Origin of the sequence: Amnibacterium flavum (genome assembly GCF_003097495.1) — a bacterium.
GTDB lineage: Bacteria > Actinomycetota > Actinomycetes > Actinomycetales > Microbacteriaceae > Naasia > Naasia flava.
This window is the reverse complement of record NZ_QEOP01000002.1, coordinates 1,291,500-1,306,224: the sequence shown is the minus strand read 5'-3', so window position 1 is coordinate 1,306,224 and position 14,725 is coordinate 1,291,500. Positions and strand designations below refer to the sequence as shown.

The following is a 14,725-nucleotide window of genomic DNA, read 5'->3' as shown; positions in this document are numbered from 1 at the left end:
AGACGAGGCCATCACCACCCAAGCACACTCACGCCTCGACGGCACGAACCACGGACCGCCAGCACTGGCGAGCCGGCATCTGTCAGGCGCTCACCCCGTCGCCGCCGACCGGAACCGCCGCGCGAGAAGCGCGAACGCATCGGTCAGCTCGGAAGGGCCGACGACCTCGATGTCGGCGTCGAACCTGCCGAGCGACGCGGCGAGCGCCGGCCACGACCAGGCTCCGGCGATGAGGCGCGAGCGGCCGTCACCGAGGTCCTCCACGATCGACTCGCCCGCGAACGGCGTGACGGCTCTCGCGGGCAGGGCGAGGACGACCTCGCCGACGCACGGCCAGACGTCTGCGCCCTCGGAACCCTTGAATCGTGCGGAGACGAAGGCGCCGACATCGCCGCCGGGTATTCCACGTGGACTGAAGCGAGGACCGACGGACGACCGGAGCGAGATCCTGTCGACCCGGTAGGTGCGCCAGTCGTCGCGGTCGAGGTCCCAGGCGACGAGATACCAGCGGCCGTCCCTCGCCACGAGGTGGTGCGGTTCTGCACGGCGTACCGGGGTCAGCGCGGCGGCATCGTGGTGGGCCGCACCGGAGGAGTAGTCGAAGCGGAGGACCTGATGGGCCCGAGTCGCGGCACCGATCGCGACGAGGACCTCGGTGTCCACCTGGACGTCGACTCCGCTACGGGGGAGTGTGGTCAATTCGAGGTTGTCGATCCGGTGTCGGAGACGCGGCGGCATCACCTGGCGGACCGTCGTCAGCGCCCGCGCGCCGGCCTCTTCGATTCCGGCGCCGGTCGCGGACGCGCTCTGCAGGGCGACGGCGATCGCGACCGCCTGCTCGTCGTCGAAGAGCAGAGGCGGCAGCTCGGAACCGGCCTCGAGGCGGTAGCCCCCGTCGGGACCCTTGAACGCGCGTACCCGATAGCCGAGTTCGCGGAGACGGTCCACGTCGCGCCGAACCGTCCGCTCGCTGATGTCGAGTCGTTCCGCGAGCAGCTGGCCGGGCCAGTCGCGGCGCGACTGCAGCAGCGACAGCAGGGTCAGTAGTCGCGAGGTCGTTCCAGCCATGATTCATTCTCGCGCGAATAGCGGACGGAAACTGACCGCTACCGCTGAAAGGCTTGTCGAACGGCGGTCGATGGGACCGTCCCGCAACCGAATCAGGAGCAATCATGACGATCGACGTCACCCCTCACCTCAACTTCCGTGGCGACGCCCGCCGAGCGCTCGAGTTCTACCAGGCGGCGTTCGGCGGCGACCTCGTCGTGATGACCTATGCGGACATGGGTGGCGCAGCGAGGCCCGAGGAGGCCGATCAGGTCGTATGGGGGCAGGTCGCTGCTCCGAGCGGCTTCCGCGTGATGGCCTACGACGTTCCGTCCTCGCGAGCGTGGAGCCGGGGCGACGACCCGTTCTTCGTCTCGGTGCGCGGCGCAGCCGGTGATGAGGACGCTCTCACCGCCTCGTGGGAGAAGCTGGCCGAGGGAGGGGCCGTCATCCAGCCGCTCGGTCCGTCCGCGTGGTCGCCGCTGTACGGGATGCTCGCGGACCGATTCGGCGTCACATGGGTCGTCGACATCGCCGCGGAGTATCCGGCGGCCTGACCCTCGCTCGCCCACTCCCGACGGTGATCCCCGCCGGTACGCAGCCGGGGGTGGGCGGACAGTCGGCGTGGTGGCGGCGCCGATCTGTGACTCCGTGTTTCCCTCGCCGGACCGCGGTCGTCGCCGACATGGCAGAGTCGGGGGACCATGTCGGACGAGTCCAGGCCAGAGAGCGCTGCGCCGCTGCCTCACGACTACGACGCGATCGAGCGTGACTCCCTCGCCCGACCCGACAGTCGCAAATGGAGCCTGCACGAGGGCACCATCGGCGCATGGGTCGCCGAGATGGATTTCGGCACCGCTCCCGTGGTCCGTCGGGCCCTCCACGACGCCGTCGATCGGGGCGACCTCGGGTATCTCGCGCCGGCGACGAGTGCGCGCATGTCGGAGGCGGTCGCCGACTGGTACCGCGTCGAATACGGCTGGGATCTCCACCCGCGCCACGTCCACCCCGTCTCGGACGTCATGGCCGCGTTCAACGTCGCGGTGTCCCGATACTCCGCGGCCGGCTCGGCGGTCATCGTGCCGACCCCCGCCTACATGCCGTTCCTCACGTTCATCCCGGCGATCGGGCGGGAGGTGATCGAAGTCCCCGGCATCGTCGAAGACGGACGTTGGCGGCACGATCTCGAAGCCGTCGACGCCGCTTTCGCCGCGGGCGCCGAGACTCTCGTGCTCTGCAATCCGCACAACCCGACGGGCACGGCACTCACCCGGGACGAGCTCGAGGCCATCTCCGAGGTCGTCGAGGCGCACGGCGGCAGGGTATTCGCCGACGAGATCCACGCCGCGCTGCGCTACGACGGTCGCCACATCCCGTACGCGTCGCTCTCGCCCGCGACAGCGAGCCACACCATCACCGCCACCTCGGCGTCGAAGGCCTGGAACCTCCCCGGGCTCAAAGCCGCGCAGCTGATCACGTCGAACGATGAGGACGAAGCGGCCTACGCGGACTTCGGCTTCTCCGTCGTGCACGGGGCATCCACCCCGGGGGTCATCGCGGCGACCGTCGCCTTCTCCGAGGGGCGCGATTGGCTCCTCGACACGGTGGGATACCTCGACGGCAATCGGCGCGAGCTGGAGCGGCTGCTCGCCGAGCATCTTCCCGAGATCGGGTACACGCCTCCCGACGCGACCTACATCGCATGGCTCGACTGCCGCCGCCTCGGCATCACGGGCTCGCCGGCCGACTTCTTCCGAGAGCACGCCGGCGTGGCTCTGACCGACGGGGCGCTCTGCGGGCGCGGATACGAGGGCTTCGTGCGCCTCGTCTTCGCAATGCCCCGCCCCATCCTGCGCGACGCGGTCTCCCGCATGGGCGAGGCCGTGCGTCTCTACCGCACCTGACCGCGACGGCGCGCGAGTCTCTTCTCGATGGCCCCGCTGATGAGGTTTCCGGGGATCAGGATGAGCAGCGGCCAGAGACTGACCGTCGGGACGAGCAACGCGATGACGAGTGCCACTGCGAACAGCGTCGACGTGACGATGGAGGGCACCGCGCTGACGGGTTCTTCCGTCACGATCGCGGCAGATCGTCTGATGACGACGACCTGCAGCAGCAGCAGAAGCGCGATCACCAGGAGCGTCCCGATGTAGAGGGCCGAGATCCCGACATCGCGTGTGCCGGTCGTGGCGAGCAGCTCGGTCGGGAATGGGAGGAACACGATCGGGATCAGCCACAGCACGTTCACCCAGACCAGTCCGTGCGACGCCGTCCGGACGCCGTTGTAGATGCGGTGATGGCCCATCCAGAACACGGCGATGACGAGGAAGCTGAGCAGGAAGGAGAACAGTCGCGGCCAGTTCGACGCGAGGAGCTCGCCGACCGTCTCCGAGCCGTCCGAGTCGAAGTCGCCGGCGAGGTCGACGAGCGGCAGCCCGAGCAGAGTGATGGCGATCGCGACGACCGCGTCGCAGAACGTGATCAGGCGATCAAGGCTGCGTTCCCGGTTCACCCCGCCATTATGGGCGTTCCCCCGGTCTTCATCGATGGGCTGTCCGCCGACTGTCGCCGATGTGAGACCGAGCCGGTGTCGGTGGCCCCGAACAGAATCTTCGGAAACAGCTTTCAGCGGGAACGGGCGCATGACAGCATCGAGGAGAGGCGTCGACGCGATCTCCGCGGCGCGCGGATACGCGATCCACACCCCACGAGATGAAGAAGGGTGAGATGACGGAGTCCGACCCCACCGCGCCCTCGAGCACGGCACCGGTGGGCGAGCACTGGAAGCGCAACGTCACCCTGTTCCTCAGCGGGCAGACGGTCTCGCTGTTCGGCTCGATGCTCGTCCAGTACGCGGTCATGTGGTACGTGACGTTCGAGACGCGGTCGGGTCTCGCGGTCGCGATCTACGCACTCGCCGCGTTCCTCCCGCAGGGCATCGTGTCCATCTTCGGCGGTGTCATCGCCGACCGCATGAACCGCCGCGTGCTCGTCATGGTGGCCGACGGGACCATCGCCGTCGTCACCCTCGTGCTGGCATTCCTCATGCTCAACGGGGTGACCGATCTCTGGATCATCCTGCTCGCCGTCGCGGCGAGATCCGTCGGCGCGGGGTTCCAGACCCCCGCCGTCCAGGCGATGATCCCGCAGATCGCCCCGCCCGATCAGCTGATGCGGGTCAACGGAATCTTCGGCACGATCCAGTCCGCGATGGCTCTGCTCGCACCCGCGGCCGCTGGGGCGATCTTCGGCCTGTTCGGGCTGATCCCGCTGTTCTTTATCGACACGATCACCGCGGCGATCGGCATCGGTTTCCTCGCGCTCGTCGCCGTTCCGACCCTGGCCTCCATCTCCGAGAAGACCACGAGCTACCGCCAGGACCTCGTCGAGGGGTTCCGGTACATCTGGAACCACGGTGTGGTGCGCTGGCTGCTCGTTCTGTTCGCCATCATCTTCCTGCTCACCGTCGCGCCCTCGTTCATCACACCCCTCATGGTCGCCCGCAGTTTCGGCACCGAGGTGTGGATGGTCGCCGTCCTCGAGGTCGCATTCAGTGTCGGCATGCTCCTCGGCGGTGCGCTCGTGTCGACGGTCCTCGCGAAGCGCAGCCGGATCGGGCTCATCCTCTTCTCCATCTTCGGCTTCGCCGTCTTCACCATCGCACTGGGACTCAGCCCCAACCTCTGGGTCTTCTACGGATTCATGTTCGTGATCGGGCTTCTCGTCCCGCTCTTCTCGACCCCGTTCATGACGCTCGTGCAGGAGACCGTTCCCCCCGACAAGCACGGACGCGTCTTCAGCTACGTCGGCATCGTGATGGCGCTCGCGACTCCGATCGGAATGACGATCTTCGGACCGCTGGCCGACGTGATCAGCGTGCAGCTGCTGCTCGTCTGCGCCGGACTGCTGACGATCGTCGTCCTCGTGATCGCCGTCATGGTTCCGTCTGGGCGTGCCGCGATCGCCGCGGCGCGGGCCACGCAGGCCGACCCTCCCGCACCGGGTGGCGTCGGGGAGGCGTCCGAGTCGGAGGTGTCGCGCTAATGACGAGAGGGGCTGCACCCCAGCCCTTCGAACTCCCGCCGCACGCTGCCGAGTTCGATGACCTTCGCTCGCGACTGCGCTCGACCCGCTGGCCCGACGCGCCTTCCGACGCCGGGTGGGCGCTCGGAACCGACCTCGACTACCTGCGCGAACTGGTCGCCTACTGGATCGACGGATTCGACTGGGAGGCCCAGCGCGAGAAGCTTCAGCGGTTCCCGCACTTCCAGGTCGATGTGGCAGGCAGAGGAATCCACTTCCTCCACGCCAAGGCCGAAGCTCCGTCCGGCCCCGTGCTTCCTCTCGTGCTGACGCATGGCTGGCCCGATTCCTTCTGGCGTTACACCGAGGTCCTCCCGCTCCTCACCGACCCCGGCTCTCACGGAGCCGACCCCGCCGATGCGTTCGATGTGATCGTGCCCGACATACCCGGCTTCGGCTACTCCGATCATCCCGATCCGGCGCTGAATTCGATCGAGGTCGCGGGCCTGTGGGCAGAGCTCATGACAGTCCTGGGCTATGACCGGTTCGGTGCCGCGGGCGGTGACATCGGGTCGCACGTCACGCGCTACCTGGGTCTCGACTACCCCGACCGTCTCATCGCGGTGCATCGCATGGACGCGGGCCTGCCGTCGCCGGCACTCGATCCCGGCGAGCTGACGCCCGACGAGCGGACGTGGCTCGCCGGAGCCGCCGACTGGAATGCGAGCGAAGGCGCCTACGCGGCGATGCACCGCACCAAACCGCAGACGGCGGCGCTGGCGCTGAACGACTCGCCGGTCGGTCTCGCGGCGTGGATCGTCGAGAAGCTGCGAGCCTGGAGCGACTGCGACGGCGACGTCGAGACGCGCTTCACGAAGGACCAGACCCTCACCAACGTCACCATCTACTGGTTGACGCAGACCATCGGCTCGTCGATGCGGATGTACAACGCGAACTCCAGGATCCCGCCCGAGCAGCTCGCCCGCCGCACCGAGGTGCCGACGGGATTCTCGATCTTCCAGGGCGACATCGTGCGCGCCCCGCTGCCCTGGCTCGAGCGCTCCACCAACCTGGCGCGCGCCACCGAGCCGGCCCGGGGCGGCCACTTCGCACCGTTCGAGGAGCCCGAGCTGTACGCGCAGGAACTGCGCGACTTCTTCCGCCCGTACCGCACGACCCGGTAGGCGGAGTCCGCCGGCACTCGCGTCAGTCGACGAGCCGGAGCATCCGAGCCCGGGTTGCGCGGAGCACCTGGAGCAGCGGCGGGTCGGCATCGTCGTCGAGCCAGGCATCGAGCGCGGTGTCGAAAACCGCCGATCCCAGCCGGGCCAGCAGTTCGGCGTCCTCCGCACCGCGTGCAACGAGCGCTTCCTCGATGGCACGCGACAGCATCGAGGATTTGAGGAGCTCGCGTTCCCGCAAGTGCGGGTCGGAGCGGATGATCGCGCGACGACGCCGCATCCCCTCGCGCCAGCCGTCGAAGTCTCGGGAGACGACCGTCTCGAATCCGTGCATGACGAGTCCCCACGGGGTGAGGGCAGGCGGTGCGGCGGCGAGGAGTTCACTGACGATGCGGGGGAAATCACGCTCCCGCAGGAACAGCACCTCGCGCTTATCGGTGTAGTGACGGAAGAACGTGCGAGTGGTCAGCCCGGCGCGCTCGGCGATCTCGGGAACCGTCGTCGCTGCGTAGCCCCGAGAGGCGAACAGCTCGATCGCCGCCTGTTCGAGGCGTGCCGGAGCATCGGGAGCCCACCTGGTCATACGGATGACTCTAGCCGTGATGACACTTCGTGTCATAGCGACTAGAGTGATGACACAACATGTCATCAGGACATGCCCTCGACTCTGGAGCCCCCATGACCGTTCCCTCCGCGCCGATCCCCGCCCCCGATTCCGCTGGTGGCAGCCAGGCCGCCGCGGAGTCTACTCCGCGCAACTCGGCCGCGTGGCTCCCGTCCAGTCGCGCCGACCTCCGAGTGGGGCCGGCCGCCTACACGCGACCGCTCGCGGGCGAACTCGTCGTCCGCAACCGCGCGATCGCGGTGAACCCGCTCGACTCGATCAAGCAGTGGAGCGGGGATCTGATGTATCGGTGGTTGCCCTATCCCTCCGTGCTCGGCGAGGACATCGCGGGCGAGGTGGTGGAGATCGGAGCCGGCGTCACACGATTCGCGGTGGGGGATCGTGTGCTGGCGTACGCGGTCGGCATGGAGAAGAAGCGGAATCACACCGCCGAGGGCGGGTTCCAGGAGTACACGGTAGTCCGCGAGGATCTCGCGGCGCCCGTACCCGACTCCATGCGTTTCGAGCAGGCTGCGGTCCTCCCGCTGGCGATCTCGACGGCGGCATCCGCTCTGTTCCAGAACGACGGTCTCGGCCTCCGCCCCCCCCGTTCCCGGGGCCGCGCCCACCGGAGAGACCGTCGTCGTTTGGGGTGGCTCGACGAGCGTCGGCAGCAACGCGATCCAGCTCGCCGTCGCCGCGGGCTACGACGTGGTCGCAACAGCATCGAAGAAGAACCACGACCTCATGCGCCGCCTGGGTGCGAGTCGCGTCTTCGAGTACACAAGCGCGACCGCGGTCGCCGACATCGCGTCCGCCGTCGCGGGCGAATCGGTCGCCGGGATCTTTGCCGTCGGAACGGGATCCGCGGAGAAGGCCGTCGCGATCGCCGCTGCCACGGGCACGAAGCGCGTCATGATGGCGTCGCCCCCGGTGTCGTTCGAGTCGATCCCGAGGCGCCCGGGACTCAGCGTGAAGTTCCTCCGTGTCATGGCTCGCCTCGTGGCGAGCAATGCGGTCCTGCAGGCGCGCTGCGCACGCCACGGGATCCGGGCGAGATTCGTGTGGGGGAGCACCCTGATGAACAACGAGGTCGGCCCCATGCTGTGGGAGCGATTCCTGCCCGGCGCGCTGGCCGAGGGCCGCTACCTCGCTCTTCCGGAACCGCAGGTCGTCGGGTCGGGACTCGAGCAGCTGCAGCCGGCCCTCGACCTGCTTCGCGCGGGCGTGTCCGCGCGCAAACTTGTCGTCACCCTCTGAGTCGAGTCTCCCGGAGCATCGCGTTACCGGCTCGGCGCGCCGCCCGGTCCGGGGAATGCCCGAGCGCGAGCCCGAGCCCGCTCGTCAGCGACGAACCTGCTCCCACGCCGCGAGCGCACGCTCGCGTCCTTCCTTGAGGTCGACGATCGGGTCGGGGTAGTCATCGGAGCCGGCCTCGGGGACCCAGAGCTTCACGTAGGCGCCCTCGGGGTCGAACTTGTCGGCCTGCCGCTCGGGGTTGAAAATCCGGAAGTAGGGGGCCGCGTCGACACCGGACCCGGCAACCCACTGCCAGTTGAAGGGATTGTTCGCGGCATCGGCGTCGACGAGGGTGTCCCAGAACCACTCCTCGCCGTGACGCCAGTCGATGAGCAGGTGCTTGATCAGGAACGATGCCGTGACCATGCGGCTGCGGTTGTGCATCCAGCCGTGATGCCACAGCTGCCTCATCCCCGCATCGACGAGGGGGATTCCGGTAGCCCCGCGCTGCCAGGCTTTCAGCTGGCTCGGCTTGAGTCGCGGCCACGGGAACTTCTCGTACTCCTCGCGCCACGACACGCGGTGCAGGTCGGGGGAGTAGAAGAGCGTGTGCCAGGCGAAGTCGCGCCAGGCCAGTTCGTTCCGGAACGTCGAGGCGCCCTTCCCGGTGTGTCCGCGTGCGGCCGCCCACACCTGCGGGGACGACAGCTCGCCCCACCGGAGACGCGGACTGAGCCGGCTCGTCGCATCGTGACCGGGGAAGTCGCGATCGTCGGAGTAGCCCGACACATCATCGGCGAGGAACTGCTCCATCCGCTCGTGCGCGGCGTCCTCCCCGGGGGTCCAGATCTCGGCCAGGCCCTCACCCCAGTCCCGGGTCGGGAGGAGGCCCCAGTCGTCGAGCTCGTCGCTCGCCGGCACCGCCGAACCGCGGGGCTTCGTCAGCTTCGCGGGGACGGCGATCGGGTCGCGGGGAGGTTCGCGCTTGAAGCGCTCGGTCAGTGCGTTGAAGAACGGCGAGTACACCCGATAGGGCTTGTCCTCTCCCGTGCTGACCTCCCACGGCTCGATCAAGAGGGACCCGGGCATGCTGTGCACGACGCGTCCCGCCTCCCTCAGCGCGCTCTTGATCGCGGTGTCGACGTCCCGCTCGGGCCCGCCGTAACGTCGGTTCCAGACGACCAGACCCGCGTCGAGCTCCTCCGCGAGCGCCGGCACGATGTCGGCAGCGGCGCCCCTGCGGAGGACGAGCTTCCCGCCCAACTCGTCCAGCTTCGCCTGCAGGGAGAGCAGGGAGGCATGCAGCCACCACTTGGCCGCCTCACCGAGGGGCCGGATGCCTCGCGATTCCTCGTCGAGCACGTACAGCGCGACGATCGGCTCGCCGCGTTCGGCGGCGACGGCGAGGGCGGGATGGTCCGCAACGCGCAGATCATCGCGGAACCAGACGAGTGAAGGTGACGCCATCGCGTCAGGATATGAGCACGAACCAGGAGAGATCCTGGGCGCGGTGCCGCGACCCGATATCAGCCGGTCGACTCGTCGGCGAGCGCCCGGCGGCGGGCGCGTTCCGTCTCCGCCGCCGCCGCCTCTTCTACGGTGGGTGCTGTTCCACCGAGGTGACGGGGCTGCCACCACTCACCCGTCCCGTCGACCGGGTAGTCGGCCTGCAGCCGGTCGGTCAGCGACTGGAGCTCGTCGCGCAGTTCCTCGGTCCTCAGGGCGACGGAATCATCGGGCCGAACCTGAATGGGTGAGCCGAACGCGAAATCGACGTTCACCCCGAAGCGATCCCGGAGCCGGATCTTGCGGTTCTTCGTCAACAGGCGCTGGCCGCCCCAGACCGCAACGGGGATGACGGGGACGCCCGCCTCGGCGGCGAGGCGGACCGCTCCGGTCTTGAGATCGCGCACCGTGAAGCTGGCGCTGACTCCTGCTTCGGGGAACACGCCGATCAGCTCACCCCGGCGGAGCGCGGCGACGGCGTTCGCGTACGCGGCGCCGCCGGAGGACATGTCGACCTCGATGTGGCGCATACCGCGCAGGAGCCAGCCCACACCCGGCTTGTCGAAGGCGCGCTTGGTGGCCATGAAGCGGATCCGGCGTCGGTTGTGCAGCCAGGTCTGCCATTCGACGAGAGCGAATTCGAGGTAGCCGAAATGCGTCATGGCGAGGACTGCGCCACCGGTGGCGGGGATGTTCTCGAGTCCGGTCGCGCGGCGCTTGAGTCGCCATGCAGCGAAGAGGGACCGGCCGATGCCGATCGCGACGGCGTAGATCGGCTCGCGGGTTTTCACCGCTCAAACGTAGGGGCCGCCCCTGTGCATCCCCGCTGAGCTTCTGTGCGAGCCCGATGAGGCGCGGATTTCCGTTCGGTGATCAGTCCGTCTGGTCGCCGCGCGGGGGAGTCTTGAACCGGCGGAACCAGCCCGAGATCGCCCCCGTCTGCCGATCCGTGAAATCGTTCGACAGTCGCGACGACTCCGCGGTGAGGTCGCCGCCGTTCATGATCGCCTCGAGCGCGTGCAGCGCCTCGGCCTCCTGCGCGGCGGCGCGCCGGCGGCGCTGGTCCTCGTCCATTCGGCGGAGCCTATCCGAGTCGGCTCGACGCCCGCGCCGGAGTGCGATCAGTGCCGGGGCTTGCGGGGCGGACGGTCGTCGCCGCGGTCGCGTCGTCCACCCGGCGCACCCCGGTCGGGACGCAGCTCGATGAGTTTCCCACTGATCCGGGTACCGCTCAGGCGGGAGAGTGTGTCGTCCGACAGATCGGCGGGCAGCTCGACCAGCGAGAAGTCGGGACGGATGTCGATCGAACCGAAGTCCTCGCGCTTCAAGCCGCCCTCGTTGGCCAGCGCGCCGACGATCTGACGCGGCTCCACCTTGTGTCGACGACCGACGGCGATGCGGTACTTGATGAGGTTGGAGTCACCGCGCGGACGACGCTCGGGCCGCTCGCCGCGTTCGGGCCGCCCTCCGTCGCGGTCGTCCCGATCGAAGCGCTGAGCGCGCTCGTCCTCGGGGGACAGCAGCAGGGGGGTGTCGCCCTGAGCGACGACGGCGAGCGCCGCGGCCACATCGGCCTCGGGCACGTCGTTGTGCTCGACGTAGTGATTGATGATGTCGCGGAAGCGCTCGATGCGCTCCGTCTGTCCGAGCGCCGCCGTGATGGCGTCGTCGAAGCGGGCCAAGCGGGTGGCGTTCACGTCCTCGGTGCTCGGCAGCTGCATCTGGGTCAGCGGCTGGCGGGTGGCCTTCTCGATCGAGGTGAGCATGCGCCGCTCGCGCGGGGTCACGAAGCTGATCGCGTCTCCCGAACGCCCTGCGCGACCGGTGCGGCCGATGCGGTGGACGTATGACTCGGTGTCGATGGGGAGGTCGTAGTTGACGACGTGGCTGATCCGGTCGACGTCGAGTCCGCGGGCGGCGACGTCGGTCGCGACGAGGATGTCGAGCTTGCCCGACTTCAGCTGGTTGACCGTCTTCTCGCGCTGGGCCTGGGCGACATCGCCGCTGATCGCGGCAGCCGTGTAACCGCGGGCACGGAGCTTCTCGGCGAGAGTCTCGGTCTCGTTCTTCGTGCGGACGAAGACGATCATCCCTTCGAAGTTCTCGACCTCGAGGATGCGGGTGAGCGCATCGACCTTCTGCGGGTACGACACCACCAGGTAGCGCTGGGTGGTGTTGGCCGAGGTGGTCGTCTTGTTCTTGACCGTGATCTCTTCGGCGTCGTGCAGGTACTTGGCCGAGATGCGGCGGATCTGCGCCGGCATCGTCGCCGAGAACAGGGCGACCTGCTTGCTGTCGGGGGTGTCGGCGAGGATCGTCTCGACATCCTCCGCGAAGCCCATCTTGAGCATCTCGTCGGCCTCGTCGAGCACGAGGAACTTGAGCTCGGTCAGGTCGAGGGTTCCCTTATCCAGGTGGTCCATGATCCGGCCGGGTGTGCCGACGACCACGTGGACTCCGCGACGCAGGGCCGAGAGCTGGGTGCCGTAACCCTGACCGCCGTAGACGGGGAGCACACGGACGCCGCGCAGGTGGGCGGCGTACTTCTCGAACGCTTCGCAGACCTGCAGCGCGAGTTCGCGCGTGGGTGCGAGCACGAGAGCCTGGGGCGTCTGCTGGGTCAGGTCGAGCTGCGACAGGATCGGCAGCGCGAACGCGGCCGTCTTGCCGGTACCGGTCTGGGCGAGGCCGATGACATCGCGGCCGGCGAGGAGCGGCGGGATGGTGGCCGCCTGGATCGCGGACGGGGTTTCGTAGCCGACGTCCTTGAGCGCTTTGAGAACGGGTTCGCCGAGTCCGAGCGCCTGGAAGGTCTGCGTCTCGGGGGTCGTTTCCGACTCTTCGGGCGCGCTGGAATCAGGTGAAGACATTCACCAAGGGTACTCGCCCCGCCCGTCCGCCCGATGCCGCGGGAATCAGGGGCTGCGGGCGAGCGTCCCGCTCATTTCGGCGGGCTCGATGGGCGGCCGGCCCGGCCGCTCGTTGAGCTCGTCGAAACGGAGGCCGTGGGCGAGAGGAGGGCGCTCATTTCGCTTCGCTCAATGGGCGGGGTGGCGCCGCCCGCTGAGCGCAGCGAAGCGAAGGCCGCGCGGGAGGTGAGTCGCACGGAGACCGCTCGTTGAGCTCGTCGAAACGAAGGCCGTGGGCGAGAGGGGGCGCTCATTTCGCTTCGCTCAATGGGCGGGTTGGCGCCGCCCGCTGAGCGCAGCGAAGCGAAGGCCGCGAGTAAGGGGTTCCCGCGCATTTCGACGGGCTCAATGGGCGGGACGCCCCGCCGCTCGTTGAGCTCGTCGAAACGAAGGCCTACTCGGCGTCGGTCCGCGCCGCGGCGACCTCGCGGCCCCGGACGGTCTGCGGGAAGCGCTCCAGCAGGGCCGCGACCTCGGGTGCGTCCTCGTTCGCCCCGAACAGCTCGGCGAACGGCTGCATGCTGATGCTGTCCCTGAGCGACCCTGCGGTGACCGGGTCGAAGCCGAGATCGTCGATCAGCTCGGCGACCTCGGCCACCGCGTCGGCGTCGTCGCCGGCGAGCGCGATCGCCTTCCGGTCGGCGGCGCCCGCCGGTCGCGGTCCCTCATCGAGGTCGTGATACCCCATGTGGTTGAACGCCTTCACGACGCGGGACTCGGGGAGGAACTCCTGGACCAGTTCGCTCGTCGACACCGTCGGATCGGTGAACTCGGGCCGGATGCCGTCGACCTCCCACCAGTAGTTCATCGCATCGACGACGAGCTTGCCGGCGAGAGCGCCGGTCGGGATGGACCGGTACTTGCCGAGCGGGAGGGCGAGGACGACGACGTCGGCACCCCGCACCGCCTCCTCGGAGCTGACCGCCACCGCCCCCGGGGTGAGCACGTCGACGATCAGTCGGATCCGCTCCGGATCACCGGACCCGGCGATCAGCACACGGTAGCCCGCCGCGATCGCCAGGCGCGCGAGCACCGTCCCCACCTTGCCGGCACCCAGGATGCCGATGGTCCGCTGCGCCGCCATCCGATCAGGCGAGAGTGCTGATGTCGATGACGAAGCGGTAGCGGACGTCCGACTTCAGAACCCGCTCGTACGCCTCGTTGATGTAGTCGGCGTTCACGAGCTCGATCTCGGGTGCGATCCCGTGCTCGGCGCAGAAGTCGAGCATCTCCTGCGTCTCGCGGATGCTGCCGATACCCGATCCGGCGAACGAACGACGGTTCCCGAACAGCGAGAACACCTGCACGGGGAGGGGCTCGGGCGGTGCTCCGACACTGACGAACGTTCCATCGAGTGCCAGCAGCGACAGGTAGGCGCTCATGTCGATCACGGCGCTGACCGTGTTGATGACCAGGTCGAACGAGTTGGCGAGCTCGTCGAAGGTGGCCGGGTCGCTCGTGGCGTAGTAGTGGTCGGCACCCAGGCGGAGCCCGTCGTCCTTCTTGCCGAGCGTCTGGGAGAGCACCGTCACCTCGGCGCCCATCGCGTGGGCGATTTTGACGGCCATGTGCCCGAGTCCACCCATCCCGACGACGGCGACCCGTGTTCCGGGACCGGCGTTCCAATGCGACAGGGGCGAGTAGGTGGTGATCCCCGCGCAGAGGAGGGGGGCGGCCGCCTCGTACGGGATCGACTCGGGCACCTTGAGCACGAAGTCCTCGACGACGACGACGTGGGTCGAGTACCCGCCCTGCGTGATGCTGCCGTCGCGGTCGACGGAAGCGTAGGTGCCCGTGTTGCCGGGGATGCAGTACTGCTCCTCGCCCGCGAGGCAATTCACGCACTCGCGGCAGGAGTTGACCATGCAGCCGACGCCGACTCGATCGCCCACCTGGTGCAGGGTCACCTCCGAACCCACCTCGGTCACGGTGCCGACGATCTCGTGGCCGACCGTCAGCGGGTAGGTCACGGGACCCCACTCGCCGCGGACGGTGTGGATGTCGGAGTGGCAGATCCCCGCGTAGGCGATCTCGATCATGACGTCTTTCGCGCCGACCTCGCGGCGTTCGATGGTGACGGGGACGAGGGGTTCGGTGGCAGAGGTGGCCGCGTAGGCCTTCACAGTAGACATGTGAGTTGATTGTCTCGCGTCCCAGCTGTCGAGTCGCCCAGTCCCACTCCACCTGCCCTCGCTCAGCGGCACAGGGCGGCGACC

14 protein-coding genes and 1 pseudogene are annotated in these 14,725 nt (G+C 68.6%); 6 read left to right on the top strand and 9 right to left on the bottom strand.

All coding sequences use genetic code 11. From position 1 onward, the window contains the following. Positions 1-90: 90 nt before the first annotated feature. Positions 91-1,068: a helix-turn-helix transcriptional regulator gene (locus DDQ50_RS13865; protein ID WP_116757271.1), complete on the bottom strand. Its 978-nt coding sequence runs from the start codon at positions 1,066-1,068 to the stop codon at positions 91-93. Between the two features lie 104 nt (positions 1,069-1,172). On the opposite strand from DDQ50_RS13865, the gene DDQ50_RS13860 reads away from it, so the two are divergent. Continuing rightward, on the top strand, positions 1,173-1,604 hold the full coding sequence (locus DDQ50_RS13860) for a VOC family protein (RefSeq protein WP_116757270.1): 432 nt from the start codon (positions 1,173-1,175) through the stop codon (positions 1,602-1,604). A gap of 147 nt (positions 1,605-1,751) precedes the next feature. After that, on the top strand, positions 1,752-2,951 hold the full coding sequence (locus tag DDQ50_RS13855; protein ID WP_116757269.1) for a MalY/PatB family protein: 1,200 nt from the start codon (positions 1,752-1,754) through the stop codon (positions 2,949-2,951). Here the strand turns inward: DDQ50_RS13855 and DDQ50_RS13850 are convergent. After that, positions 2,939-3,559 (bottom strand): TMEM175 family protein, encoded by a 621-nt coding sequence (locus DDQ50_RS13850; protein WP_165829826.1) that lies wholly within the window; start codon positions 3,557-3,559, stop codon positions 2,939-2,941. The genes DDQ50_RS13855 and DDQ50_RS13850 overlap by 13 nt on opposite strands. A 215-nt stretch (positions 3,560-3,774) precedes the next feature. On the opposite strand from DDQ50_RS13850, the gene DDQ50_RS13845 reads away from it, so the two are divergent. Both DDQ50_RS13845 and DDQ50_RS13840 read left to right on the top strand, forming a co-directional pair. Beyond that, complete coding sequence (locus DDQ50_RS13845; RefSeq protein ID WP_116757467.1) at positions 3,775-5,091, top strand: MFS transporter; 1,317 nt, start codon at positions 3,775-3,777, stop codon at positions 5,089-5,091. Further along, positions 5,091-6,254: an epoxide hydrolase family protein gene (locus DDQ50_RS13840; RefSeq protein WP_116757267.1), complete on the top strand. Its 1,164-nt coding sequence runs from the start codon at positions 5,091-5,093 to the stop codon at positions 6,252-6,254. Before DDQ50_RS13845 ends, DDQ50_RS13840 begins: the two co-directional genes overlap by 1 nt. Positions 6,255-6,276: 22 nt before the next feature. On the opposite strand, the gene DDQ50_RS13835 is transcribed toward DDQ50_RS13840, so the two are convergent. Beyond that, positions 6,277-6,834, bottom strand: coding sequence for a TetR/AcrR family transcriptional regulator (locus tag DDQ50_RS13835; protein WP_165829825.1), 558 nt, complete (start codon positions 6,832-6,834; stop codon positions 6,277-6,279). Between the two features lie 59 nt (positions 6,835-6,893). Between DDQ50_RS13835 and DDQ50_RS17540 the strand changes: the two are divergent. Both DDQ50_RS17540 and DDQ50_RS17535 read left to right on the top strand, forming a co-directional pair. After that, positions 6,894-7,307, top strand: a pseudogene (locus tag DDQ50_RS17540) (alcohol dehydrogenase catalytic domain-containing protein); the annotation flags it as partial. A gap of 259 nt (positions 7,308-7,566) precedes the next feature. After that, positions 7,567-8,115: an MDR/zinc-dependent alcohol dehydrogenase-like family protein gene (locus DDQ50_RS17535; RefSeq protein WP_240614399.1), complete on the top strand. Its 549-nt coding sequence runs from the start codon at positions 7,567-7,569 to the stop codon at positions 8,113-8,115. Between the two features lie 84 nt (positions 8,116-8,199). Here the strand turns inward: DDQ50_RS17535 and DDQ50_RS13825 are convergent, their stop codons facing one another. The 6 genes from DDQ50_RS13825 to DDQ50_RS13800 form a co-directional block, all read right to left on the bottom strand. Next, positions 8,200-9,561, bottom strand: a complete 1,362-nt coding sequence (locus tag DDQ50_RS13825; RefSeq protein ID WP_116757265.1) for a cryptochrome/photolyase family protein — start codon at positions 9,559-9,561, stop codon at positions 8,200-8,202. A gap of 59 nt (positions 9,562-9,620) precedes the next feature. Next, positions 9,621-10,391 carry a lysophospholipid acyltransferase family protein gene (locus DDQ50_RS13820; RefSeq protein ID WP_116757264.1) on the bottom strand — a complete coding sequence of 257 codons (771 nt, stop codon included), beginning with the start codon at positions 10,389-10,391 and terminating at the stop codon, positions 9,621-9,623. Positions 10,392-10,473: 82 nt separating this feature from the next. Continuing rightward, a complete protein-coding gene (locus DDQ50_RS13815) occupies positions 10,474-10,674 on the bottom strand; it encodes a hypothetical protein (protein ID WP_116757263.1) in 201 nt (66 codons plus the stop codon). A 47-nt stretch (positions 10,675-10,721) separates the two neighbouring features. Continuing rightward, positions 10,722-12,470 (bottom strand): DEAD/DEAH box helicase, encoded by a 1,749-nt coding sequence (locus DDQ50_RS13810; protein WP_116757262.1) that lies wholly within the window; start codon positions 12,468-12,470, stop codon positions 10,722-10,724. A gap of 433 nt (positions 12,471-12,903) precedes the next feature. Beyond that, a complete protein-coding gene (locus tag DDQ50_RS13805; RefSeq protein WP_116757261.1) occupies positions 12,904-13,593 on the bottom strand; it encodes an NADPH-dependent F420 reductase in 690 nt (229 codons plus the stop codon). A 4-nt stretch (positions 13,594-13,597) separates the two neighbouring features. Then, on the bottom strand, positions 13,598-14,641 hold the full coding sequence (locus tag DDQ50_RS13800; protein WP_116757260.1) for an NAD(P)-dependent alcohol dehydrogenase: 1,044 nt from the start codon (positions 14,639-14,641) through the stop codon (positions 13,598-13,600). Positions 14,642-14,725: the final 84 nt, after the last annotated feature.

Coding starts and splice junctions, on each gene's coding strand:
- DDQ50_RS13840 (WP_116757267.1), top strand. CDS start 5,091: ATGACGAGAGGGGCTGCACCCCAGCCCTTCGAACTCCCGCCGCACGCT.
- DDQ50_RS13865 (WP_116757271.1), bottom strand. CDS start 1,068: ATGGCTGGAACGACCTCGCGACTACTGACCCTGCTGTCGCTGCTGCAG.
- DDQ50_RS13855 (WP_116757269.1), top strand. CDS start 1,752: ATGTCGGACGAGTCCAGGCCAGAGAGCGCTGCGCCGCTGCCTCACGAC.
- DDQ50_RS13805 (WP_116757261.1), bottom strand. CDS start 13,593: ATGGCGGCGCAGCGGACCATCGGCATCCTGGGTGCCGGCAAGGTGGGG.
- DDQ50_RS13860 (WP_116757270.1), top strand. CDS start 1,173: ATGACGATCGACGTCACCCCTCACCTCAACTTCCGTGGCGACGCCCGC.
- DDQ50_RS13835 (WP_165829825.1), bottom strand. CDS start 6,834: ATGACCAGGTGGGCTCCCGATGCTCCGGCACGCCTCGAACAGGCGGCG.
- DDQ50_RS13845 (WP_116757467.1), top strand. CDS start 3,775: ATGACGGAGTCCGACCCCACCGCGCCCTCGAGCACGGCACCGGTGGGC.
- DDQ50_RS13810 (WP_116757262.1), bottom strand. CDS start 12,470: ATGTCTTCACCTGATTCCAGCGCGCCCGAAGAGTCGGAAACGACCCCC.
- DDQ50_RS13815 (WP_116757263.1), bottom strand. CDS start 10,674: ATGGACGAGGACCAGCGCCGCCGGCGCGCCGCCGCGCAGGAGGCCGAG.
- DDQ50_RS13825 (WP_116757265.1), bottom strand. CDS start 9,561: ATGGCGTCACCTTCACTCGTCTGGTTCCGCGATGATCTGCGCGTTGCG.
- DDQ50_RS13800 (WP_116757260.1), bottom strand. CDS start 14,641: ATGTCTACTGTGAAGGCCTACGCGGCCACCTCTGCCACCGAACCCCTC.